The organism is Caproicibacter fermentans (assembly GCF_009746625.1).
GTDB lineage: Bacteria > Bacillota > Clostridia > Oscillospirales > Acutalibacteraceae > Caproicibacter > Caproicibacter fermentans.
This window is the reverse complement of the sequence record NZ_VWXL01000077.1, coordinates 143,580-153,776: the sequence shown is the minus strand read 5'-3', so window position 1 is coordinate 153,776 and position 10,197 is coordinate 143,580. Positions and strand designations below refer to the sequence as shown.

Genomic DNA, 10,197 nt, shown 5'->3' with positions numbered 1-10,197 from the left:
TGTGGCCGGTAGCTACCATGACGCGGTTAATGGCGTCAAAAAACAGCTTGTTTAGCCCGTCTTTTTCCAGCAGGTGCCGAAACTTGCAAAGCGTCGTCTCATCAGGAACATTCTCCGTCATGAAATCAATGCCGGTAAACTTACGCATGGCATAGCTGTCATAGATTGCGTCCTCGGTGGCCGGATCGGAGAGATTGAACCAGATCTGCAGCAGATACATCCGCAGCATCCGCTCAATGCCCATGGGCGGACGGCCCCGATACCGACCCACTCTTCCCACGGGATAATCTCGTCCATGGTTTCCAGAAACTCTTCCCGCCGTGTTTTCTTCTTTCTGCAGCTATATTCAATATCCGTAAAAGTTTGTTGCTTTTTCATTTCTCTGCACCGCCTGTGTCTTGATAGTTCTATTTTACCAGAGTTCTCCTCTCTTCGGTAGAGGGGCGGATTAAATCAGAGGTTCCCTAAATGTAAGCAAGGTCGGGCCGCGTTGCGCCACGGTCCCAAAGGAGGCAATCATAATGAAAGCTATTATATACGAAGGCCCCAGAAAAATTTCAGTTCGCGACGTGCCTAAGCCTGTCTCGAAGGATGGCTGGGCATTAATTAAAGTGTCTCATGCAGGCATTTGCGGTACGGATCTTAATATTTGCGCAGGTACTCATCCGAGAGCAAAAGCGCCTTTGATCATGGGCCATGAGTTTTCAGGAACGATGGAAAGTGAAAATATCCCGGGCCTTCCCAAGGGAACCCGCGTTACCGTTTATCCCCTGCTTTCCTGCGGAAACTGCGAACCTTGCCGTACGGGAAATGCACATGTCTGCAATACACTCGGACTTTTGGGCATTGACTGTGACGGAGGAATGGCGGAGTATGTCCAGGCTCCCATTGACAGCATAATTCCTCTGTCCGATGAAGTTTCAGATAAGCTTGGGGCCTTTGTTGAGCCGGTGGCGGTTACAGTTCATACCCTTAGGGAACGCGGTTTTGTGCCGGGAGACAACGCTCTGGTGTTCGGCTGCGGTACGATTGGACTATCCACTGCGCTAACCCTTAGAGTGTTCGGCACATCTTCCATTCTTATGATGGAAACGGACGAAACTCGCGCTCAGGCAGCTCGTGAAATGGGCTTTGAGGTTGTTAGCCCTATTGGTCTTGACGTGGAGCCTTATTGCCAAAAGCGTACTGGAGGAAACGGATTTGACTGGGTATTCGATTGCGCGGGAGTTCAGCCTGTTGCAAATGTCCTTTTAGACGCTGTGAAAGTTCGCGGACATATCATTATTGTGGCAGCTTACAAAAAACCTGCCGAGCTTCCCCTGATCAAAGGAATGTTTAAGGAAACTTCTATCCAGTTCGTTCGAGTTTACCGTAAAAAAGATTTTGAGGTTGCCGCTAAGTTTGTAGCGCAGGAAGCAAATTACGAAAAAATCATCACCCACGTTCTTCCCGCCTCCGAAGCTCAAAAAGGCTTTGATCTGCTGACAACAAAAGGGACCGGAGCAATCAAGGTTATGTTCCATTTCTAATTGAAAAGAAAAACGGAGGAAAACCTGTATCATGAATTCATTTGATTTAAGCGAAAAAAATGCCCTTGTAACCGGGGGAACCAGAGGTCTGGGGCGTGGAATGGCGGAAGGGCTTGCCGAAGCAGGCGCTAAAGTCGTAATATTGGGTTCCAGCTCCACGGTATTGAAAACCGCCGAGGAACTTCGTGCCAAAGGATTGGATGTTTCTGCCGTTCAAGGGGATCTGAGCGACAAAGATGGAATGCCCGCTCTGTTTGAAAAGGCAGTTGCGCTTCTCGCGGGCCGAATCGATATCCTGCTAAACAACGCCGGAATTCAACGACGCAACCGTTGCGAAGATTTTACATCGGAGGATTGGGATGCTGTCATAAACATCAATTTAAACGCCGTATTCCAAATGTGTCAGCTTGCAGGACGCAAGATGCTTGCGCAAGGCAGCGGTAAAATTATTAATCTTGCCTCAATGCTCAGCTTTTTCGGCGGTTTTACCGTACCGGCATATGCGGCCAGCAAGGGCGGTGTCGCGCAGTTGACAAAGGCGCTTTCCAACGAGTGGGCAGGCAGTAATATTCAGGTCAATGCGATTGCCCCCGGCTATATGGACACGGAAATGAATACAAAGCTAATTGAGGACCAATCCAGAAAAAAAGAAATTTTAGGCAGAATTCCGGCGGGCCGCTGGGGAACTCCGGAAGATATGAAAGGAATTGCCGTTTTTCTGGCTTCCTCTGCTTCCGATTATATCAATGGCGCTGTCATTCCAATTGACGGCGGTTACCTTGCAAAATAAAGCTTGAAAGGAGGCTGAAAAATGGATAGAACTGATGGGAAGGATTTTGGCTTCGAAGTTGCTCACATTGGCATTAACCAGGACAACGAAGAGGAAGCAAAGAAAACCGCACAGTTGCTCTGCAATCTGTTCGGATTTGAGAGTCGGAATACCCCGGGTTCCATTTTTGCTAATGAGCAATTTGAAATCATGAAAACGAAATTCCTGGGTCGATATGGGCACATTGCAATCCGTACAACCGATATTAACCGTGCGAAGGAGTATCTGGAATCCAAGGGAATCGCATTCAATGAAGAGTCTGCAAGTCGCAATGAGAAAGGCAATCTGGGCGCTATTTACTTCCAGAATGAGATCGCGGGATTTGCCTTTCATCTGTTGCAGAAAAAATAAACAGGTTCGAATTTTCGAATCGGAAAAGGAGTTACTATGGATATTCGGTATTCTGCCAATCAGCGTGATTTCAAACGCTATACCACCGAGGAGATCCGTCAGGAATTCCTGATAGAAAACCTTTATCGTGAGGATGAAGTGGTTGCTGTTTACTCACATGTGGACAGAATGGTTACATTGGGCTGCATGCCTGTAAACGAAACGGTTTCTATTGACAAAGGCATTGATTGCTGGAAAAATTTTGGAACGCACTATTTTCTTGAACGCCGTGAGATCGGTGTTTTCAACATCGGCGGCCCTGGTGAAATCACTGCGGATGAAACCAGCTACCCTATGGGATTTGAGGATTGCCTCTATGTGACCATGAAAACCCAAAAAGTAACCTTTAAAAGCAACAACCCTCAGAAACCCGCAAAGTTCTATATGGTATCCGCACCGGCTCACAAGCCCTGTAAAACTACTTTTATCTCTATTGCGGATGCAAATAAGCGTCCGGTTGGTTCTTCTGAAACCAGCAATAAACGGGTCATCAACCAGTTTATTCATCCTGATGTCCTTGAGACCTGTCAGCTTTCCATGGGACTTACTTGCTTAAACTCGGGGAGTGTTTGGAATACCATGCCGGCGCATACCCACGAACGCCGCATGGAGGTTTACACTTACTTCAATATTCCGAAAGGCAACGTCGTATTTCACATGATGGGAGAAGGCAAAGAAACAAGGCACATCGTGATGCAGAATGAACAGGCTGTTATCAGCCCTTCCTGGAGCATCCACGCAGGCTGCGGAACGACTAATTATCATTTTATCTGGGCCATGGGTGGAGAAAACAAGGCTTTTGACGACATGGATGAAATCCCGATTCAGGAAATGCGCTGAAGTTGCAATTTAATTGAAAAGAAAGAAGGTATAACCATGGTTGATAACAACAGTTTTCGTTTGGATGGAAAAGTTGCCCTTATCACCGGTGCCTCTTATGGGATTGGCTTCGCCATTGCTTGCGCATATGCCAACATGGGAGCCACAATTGTTTTTAACGATATTAAGCAGGAACTGGTAGAGAAAGGCCTTGATTCCTATCAGAAGCTGGGAATCAAGGCTCATGGTTATGTGTGCGATGTTACAAATGAAGCTCAGGTCCAGGAACTGATAAAGAGAATCACGGAAGAGGTTGGCGTGATTGACATCTTAGTGAATAACGCCGGGATTATTAAACGAATCCCGATGCTTGACATGACTGCCGAAGAGTTCCGACAGGTTGTGGATGTTGATCTGAACGCACCTTTCATTGTTTCCAAAGCGGTAATCCCGGGAATGATCAAAAAAGGTCATGGAAAGATCATTAATATTTGCTCCATGATGAGTGAATTGGGCCGTGAGACGGTTTCCGCATATGCGGCTGCCAAAGGCGGCCTGAAGATGCTGACAAGAAACATCTGCTCGGAATACGGCGAACACAATATCCAGTGCAACGGCATTGGACCCGGTTATATTGCAACGCCGCAGACCGCTCCCCTGCGAAAGCGCCAGACCGACGGCTCCCGCCATCCTTTCGATCAGTTTATCGTTGCCAAAACTCCTGCTGCAAGATGGGGCACAACCGATGACCTGATGGGACCGGCTGTATTTCTTGCCAGCGAAGCTTCCAATTTTGTCAACGGCCATGTGCTTTACGTTGACGGTGGCATACTGGCTTATATTGGAAAACAGCCATAATCTGATTTATTTAAGGAGAATTCTTCCATGAAGAATAGAATCATGCTGGTCGGGGAGCCGATGGGCCTGTTCATCGCTGAAGAAGAGGCCCTTCTTGAAGATGTTCGCCACTACTCCACCTCCGTAGCCGGCGCCGAATTTAATGTAGCCGTAGGATTGGCCCGCCTGGGTCATCCGGTTGGCTACCTGACCAAGCTTGGCAGCGACCCGTTTGGCCGCCAGATCGTTAAAGTAATGAATCGTAATTCCATTAACACTTCCATGGTGATGAAAAGCAAGGATCATGCCACCGGATTTATGCTGAAAAGCAAAACAAGCCATGGCGACCCTGATATTTATTATTTTCGGAAAAATTCCGCTGCTTCAACGATTTGTCCGGAGGACCTGAATGAACTTGACCTTTCAGAATATTGTGCATTGCATATGACCGGCATCCTTCCCGCGCTTTCATCTTCCGCGCGGGAAAGTGCCTTTGAATTAATCCGGAAGGCGAAGAATGAGGGCCTTAAGGTTTTCTTTGACCCAAATTTACGGCCTCAGCTCTGGCCAAGCCGTGAGGTTATGATTCAAACGATTAATGAACTTGCATCAATGGCGGATTATGTCTTGCCGGGCGAAAACGAGGGTGAAATCCTTTGCGGAACCAGAGACCCGAAGAAAATTGCAGAATTTTACTTATCGCGTGGTGCAAAGGCCGTGATTGTAAAGATCGGTCCCAAGGGCGCTTATGCTGCAACTGAAAAGTACAGTTTCTATTCCCCTACGTATCCTGCTGAAAAAATTGTAGATACGGTTGGCGCCGGAGACGGGTTTGCGGCGGGTGTCATCAGTGCGTTGACGGAGGGACTGTCGCTCGAAGAAGCCGTGCGGCGCGCGAACGCGATTGGAACCATTCAGATTATGAATGTCAGCGATAATGAAGGCCTTCCCACTCGCGATGAGTTGAATCGGTTCATGACGAAATATCAGCAGCAAGCTGAATAAGGAGGAATTCTGGATGATTGATATGACGCGGATGTTATATAAAATCGGAATTATTCCGGTCATCAAGATGGATTGTCTTGAGCATGCTGTTCCGTTGGCGAAAGCCCTGAAGAACGGCGGTCTGCCTGCCGCGGAGATCACGTTTCGAAGTGACGCGGCTGCGGATTCTATTCGTGCAATCGCAAAGGAAGTCCCGGAGCTTTTTGTATGCGCCGGAACAGTTTTGACGGTACAAAATGCAGAACTGGCGGTTGACGCCGGTGCCAAGGCAATGATAAGCCCCGGTACCAATCTCAGCGTTGTCCGCTGGTGTATTGAAAACAAAATTCCTGTTTTCCCAGGCTGTGCCACACCTACGGAAGTGGAAGCATGTATGCGTGAAGGGCTTTCGGTGGTTAAATTGTTCCCGGCGGAAGTTGTCGGCGGCATTGCAATGTTGAAGGCCCTTTCAGGTCCTTATTCCGGAATGAAATTCATGCCGACCGGTGGGGTAAAGCCGGGGAATGTAAAAGAATACTTATCGCAGAAAAACGTGCTTGCATGCGGCGGAACATGGATGGTACCGGAAGATCTGCTTACTGACGGAAAATTCGATGAGATCGAAGCTCTTACAAAAGAGGCTGCCAAACTTCGCGATGAAATTCGCTGAAACAAGGCATTGAGTAAAAAGCGAGGCGCATAACCGGAGAAATACCGGTTATGCGCCTCGCTTTAAGAACAAAGGACTTCCCGTGATCAGCCATACATCAATCGGGTAAAAGGAGATTTTCGCCGAATTACTCTCCCATCACTTCCACAAATACCTTACGTGCTTGTGGACCATCATACTCTGCCAGATAGATTTCCTGCGCACCGCCGCATACAATCTTTCCGTCAAGGACCGGGAACAAACAATGATTCCCGGTTAGAGCGCTTTTCAGATGACCCTGGGAATTATTGCTGGTCGCTCCATAAGTTGGTAAGAAGTGGGCGTGAAGATAAGGCTCGTTCAGAGGCACCAGTTTATCCATCAGTTCGCTCAGATCCTGCTCCACACACGGCAATGCTTCGTTTACCATAATTCCCGTGGTAGTATGTGAGGTAATGACGGCCACAAAGCCGTTTTTAATTCCGCTTTTTTCCACAATCCCATGTACCTGCTCGGTAATATTATAAAACTCAGAAACAGCTTTACTCAGATGCCGGATCGTCTTCACCACGACCATAATGGTTACACCCCTTTCCGGTCAAAAAGCGCAGTGCATTTTTGTAGTACAGGTTTTCTCGGGCAAAATCCCGCATGGGCACCTTATCCAGGGCGCGCTTGAGCTTAAAAGCCCGAAACCGTGGCCCGTTGGAAGCAAACATCACCTGTTCCGGGAAACAGCGTTCAAACCACATAGGTCCCATATCTTTTGTGAAAAGTTCCATCATTTGCTCCTCGGGCGAATCCACATAAAGCAGGGATGTGTCCGTATAGACATTCGGATATTTGATCATCAGCATAGCCATTTCACGCACCCATGGCCATGCGAAATGAGCAAGACACACCCGCAGATTCGGATGTTTGATCAAGACTTCCTCAAACGCAATGGGGTGACAGTACTTGGTAGGGGTGTTTGGCTCCCAGCTGAGTCCTGAATGGAAAATAACAGGTTTGTTTTCCTGCTCGCAAAGCTTGTAAATCGGTTCCGCCACGGGGTCGTTCGGATAAAATTTTTGTTTTGCGGGATTCAGCTTCAATCCCTGCAGGCCCTGTTCCTCAAACGCCTTTCGCACGACGTCCACAGCGTCCGGACGATGCGGATCCACGCTGGCAAAGCCGATAAATTTATCCGGATTCATACCGCATAGCGCCTCTACCTGATCGTTGTCCACCACCCAGCATCCGGCAGTGGTGGTCAGGTCAAGCGGCAGCAAGGCGGCCTGCGTTATACCGCAAATATCCCATTCGGCAAAAAGCTCTTCAAAGTCCATGGGGCCCTGCTTCCAGACCCCAAAAGCATTTTTACGATTCTCCAGTTCCGCGTCGTCGTTGCAGATCGGTCCATAAAAGATGGGATGAACGTGCATATCTATCAGCATTGAAACTTTTCCTCCCTTCTGCTTTACCTTTCATGTTCAGTACGGCTCGAACTTGGAAACAACCGCGGAGGAAATCTCCGCCCCTTTTTTCATACACTCCGGAATTTCCCAGCCATTGAGAATTCCATAAGTAAAGCCGGCAATGTAGCTGTCCCCCGCCCCGACGGTATTCACAACCTTTGCGGGTACGATCCCATACTCATACAGGTTGGTTCCATCATAACTGATAGACCCAAGCTCCCCCATGGTTGCCGTTACAATCTTTGGCCCATAGGAATGAATTTGTTTTACCCAATTTTTGATATGTTCGTCTTTTTTTCCGTCGTATGAAAGAAATACATAATCCACATAGGGAAAGATTTTTTCGCACTGAAACTCCGGGTCTTCGCTGAAGACGGAAAAGTCCATTACGATCCGGACTCCGTGAGCCTTCCAGTCAGGAAGGCGGTCAAGCACTTTCCCGAAAAGATCGGTGTGCAGCATGGTATGCCGGCTCACAAACTCGAATTCGTCCTCCGTGATCGCATAATCGGCCATAACTCCTTCAATCTCTTTCAGATGTACCCGGTCCGTACCGTTCTTCAGGTCCATCATCATTTTGCAAGTGTCGCCCTGCTCCATACGAAGATGGCTGATATCTATTTTTTCGGCGGCCAGAGCCTGCTTCATCTTTTCCCCGTAACTGTCGGTTCCTACGACGCTTACTACGCTTACGGGAACTCCCATGCGCGCCAAATGCACGCCCCAGTCTACGCCGTTGCCCGTTGGATAGAATTGATTCAGCTTTTCATAAACGTCCGCGCAGCAGAATCCTACCGCTGCAACTGCTTGATTCATGGTTTCATCTCCCAATGATTCAATCGTAAGTCTTTCCATGTCCCCAACTCCCTGCAAGTCCGCAGGTTTCGGATGCAAATCCGGCGGCAAAGGTCAGGCAGTCTTGTATGACCGCAGGACCGGACCCACCGGCCTTTTGGGCGGCAAGATAGGTCACCAAAAAGGCGGTGATCAGGCTGTCTCCGGCCGCCATGGTATCCACCAGATGCTCCACCGGTTTGATGCCCTGAGTATAGAACTGACTGTCGTCGAGGGCGACGCAGCCTTCGTCCCCACGCGAAGCACATACGAACTTCGGCCCCAAAGCCTTGACTTTTTCCAGCTTTTTATAGGTTTCTTCGAGCGTCATATCTCCGCAGGACATAAAGGCGTAGTCCACCAGCGGGGCGATTTCCTCGAAGTATTCGTCGGTCGAGTCGTCGGAAAAGTCAAAGCTGATCGGAACGCCGCTTGCCTTGATCTTGGGAAGCTCCCGCTCCGTAAAGCAGTAATTCCCGGTATGGACCAGATCGAAACCCTTGACATATTCGAGGGCGAACCGATCGATCACGTAGCGCATGTCTCCCCGGATGCCGCCCGCGTTGGACCCCAGAAAGATTCGGTCTCCGTTAACCGGATTCACCGTAACCCGCGCCGCGCCGTTTTCTCCGAAGACCTGCTGGCAGCGGACCATCTCCACTCCTTCCTGCCGTAAGGAAGCGATGACGTGTTCGGCGGCTTCGTCCGACCCGAAAATGCCCATGTAGGCGCTGCGTTCAGCCCCAAGCTTTTTGGCGAACACGGCAAAGTTTACCGCGTTTCCGCCCGGATACATGATTTTCATATGCTCATATTTGTCCACGACATTGTCTCCAAAGCCAAGGACTCGGACAGGATACTTCGGCATGACAAGACGCCTCCTTCTTTTAAAATCAATCAATAATTTTCAATTCCCATATAACGGCGGATTTCAGGCGAGTGGTTGAATCGTTTGCCGCGCGCGGCCCGAAGCTCCACATTCATCGCGTAAAACAGCGCGGGTTCCAGATAGGCGCGAACACTTGCGTCCACATCCCCCATGCCGTATTCCATTGCATCCAAAACCATTAACCGATCCGTATGGGCTTTTAAGAAGGACAGGGCACGTTCGTCCATTACACGGCTCTGGCTCGACGACATCTGCAGGAAATAGAAAATGCCTTTTTCAGTGCATTCAAAGGGACCGTGAAAATATTCGGCAGAGTGTAAATAGCAGCAATTCTGACGCTGCATTTCCATCAGACTGCAGATGGCAAAGCCGTAGGTCTGGCTGAAGGCGGCTCCGGAACCTAAAATATAGAAGAATTCGTTTTCCTGACACCGGTCTGCAAATTTTTCGCTCAGTTCTGCATTGACCTTATTTTTTGCATTTTCAATGATCCCGTCCATTTTTTTAAGGCCGTCCGTCAAAGCGTCGTATTTTGGAAATCCTTCCTGCGCTTTGATCAGCTCTGCGGCCAGCGTGGGGCAGATCCCGAGCGGAACCTCTGCGGTGGGCACATGATCTCCCCAAGGATACACCCATGTGATGAACCGGGGATCATCCACCTTGGAGCCGGCTTTGTCCGTAAGGGTTACCACGGCGGCACCCTTTTCATACGCGAGAACGGCGGCATCCATGGCTTCCTGCGTATTGCCGGAGTGGCTGCACACAATCACTAGACTGTGTTTTCCAAGCCTTTTGGGCGGGGTCACCGTAAACTCTTTCGCGGTGTACCAGCCGGAGGATGTTTTCGCACTTTCGGCGTTCACCATATAATGGGAAGGATACAGGTCGATCAGGCTCCCTCCGCAAGCTGTCCAATAGATTTCGGTGATTTCTTCGTGTTCAGCCAATACTCTACTGATTACTTCATTCGTTTTCATGCC

13 protein-coding genes are annotated in these 10,197 nt (G+C 49.1%); 7 read left to right on the top strand and 6 right to left on the bottom strand.

Annotated elements, in window-relative coordinates:
* Window positions 1-280: transposase (locus tag CAFE_RS13640; RefSeq protein ID WP_413814435.1), on the bottom strand; the 280-nt coding region annotated here is incomplete at its 3' end.
* A gap of 241 nt (window positions 281-521) precedes the next feature.
* On the opposite strand from CAFE_RS13640, the gene CAFE_RS13635 reads away from it, so the two are divergent.
* Genes CAFE_RS13635 through eda form a run of 7 tightly spaced genes read left to right on the top strand, consistent with a single transcriptional unit; the run spans window position 522 to window position 6,058 of the window.
* Window positions 522-1,529 (top strand): zinc-dependent alcohol dehydrogenase, encoded by a 1,008-nt coding sequence (locus tag CAFE_RS13635; protein WP_066650413.1) that lies wholly within the window; start codon window positions 522-524, stop codon window positions 1,527-1,529.
* 31 nt (window positions 1,530-1,560) lie between these two features.
* Window positions 1,561-2,319 carry a glucose 1-dehydrogenase gene (locus tag CAFE_RS13630; RefSeq protein WP_066650414.1) on the top strand — a complete coding sequence of 253 codons (759 nt, stop codon included), beginning with the start codon at window positions 1,561-1,563 and terminating at the stop codon, window positions 2,317-2,319.
* Window positions 2,320-2,340: 21 nt separating this feature from the next.
* Window positions 2,341-2,709, top strand: coding sequence for a VOC family protein (locus tag CAFE_RS13625; RefSeq protein WP_066650415.1), 369 nt, complete (start codon window positions 2,341-2,343; stop codon window positions 2,707-2,709).
* A gap of 36 nt (window positions 2,710-2,745) precedes the next feature.
* Complete coding sequence (kduI, locus tag CAFE_RS13620; protein ID WP_066650417.1) at window positions 2,746-3,588, top strand: 5-dehydro-4-deoxy-D-glucuronate isomerase; 843 nt, start codon at window positions 2,746-2,748, stop codon at window positions 3,586-3,588.
* A gap of 36 nt (window positions 3,589-3,624) precedes the next feature.
* The gene (locus CAFE_RS13615; protein WP_066650421.1) at window positions 3,625-4,425 is read left to right on the top strand and encodes a gluconate 5-dehydrogenase; all 801 of its coding nucleotides are present in this window, start codon (window positions 3,625-3,627) and stop codon (window positions 4,423-4,425) included.
* Between the two features lie 27 nt (window positions 4,426-4,452).
* On the top strand, window positions 4,453-5,409 hold the full coding sequence (locus CAFE_RS13610) for a sugar kinase (protein WP_066650424.1): 957 nt from the start codon (window positions 4,453-4,455) through the stop codon (window positions 5,407-5,409).
* A 13-nt stretch (window positions 5,410-5,422) separates the two neighbouring features.
* Window positions 5,423-6,058 carry a bifunctional 4-hydroxy-2-oxoglutarate aldolase/2-dehydro-3-deoxy-phosphogluconate aldolase gene (gene eda / locus CAFE_RS13605; RefSeq protein WP_066650425.1) on the top strand — a complete coding sequence of 212 codons (636 nt, stop codon included), beginning with the start codon at window positions 5,423-5,425 and terminating at the stop codon, window positions 6,056-6,058.
* 127 nt (window positions 6,059-6,185) lie between these two features.
* On the opposite strand, the gene CAFE_RS13600 is transcribed toward eda, so the two are convergent.
* The 5 genes from CAFE_RS13600 to CAFE_RS13580 are packed head-to-tail and all read right to left on the bottom strand — an operon-like array spanning window position 6,186 to window position 10,194.
* The gene (locus CAFE_RS13600; RefSeq protein ID WP_066650426.1) at window positions 6,186-6,614 is read right to left on the bottom strand and encodes a secondary thiamine-phosphate synthase enzyme YjbQ; all 429 of its coding nucleotides are present in this window, start codon (window positions 6,612-6,614) and stop codon (window positions 6,186-6,188) included.
* Window positions 6,580-7,473, bottom strand: coding sequence for an amidohydrolase family protein (locus tag CAFE_RS13595; RefSeq protein ID WP_066650428.1), 894 nt, complete (start codon window positions 7,471-7,473; stop codon window positions 6,580-6,582). The genes CAFE_RS13600 and CAFE_RS13595 overlap by 35 nt, the downstream gene beginning before the upstream one ends.
* A gap of 36 nt (window positions 7,474-7,509) precedes the next feature.
* Entirely contained in the window at window positions 7,510-8,349 is an 840-nt protein-coding gene (frlD, locus tag CAFE_RS13590) for a fructoselysine 6-kinase (protein WP_233452813.1), read from the bottom strand.
* On the bottom strand, window positions 8,330-9,196 hold the full coding sequence (locus CAFE_RS13585; RefSeq protein ID WP_066650430.1) for a PfkB family carbohydrate kinase: 867 nt from the start codon (window positions 9,194-9,196) through the stop codon (window positions 8,330-8,332). Before CAFE_RS13585 ends, frlD begins: the two co-directional genes overlap by 20 nt.
* 29 nt (window positions 9,197-9,225) lie before the next feature.
* Window positions 9,226-10,194, bottom strand: coding sequence for an SIS domain-containing protein (locus CAFE_RS13580; protein ID WP_156990939.1), 969 nt, complete (start codon window positions 10,192-10,194; stop codon window positions 9,226-9,228).
* Window positions 10,195-10,197 lie beyond the last annotated feature (3 nt).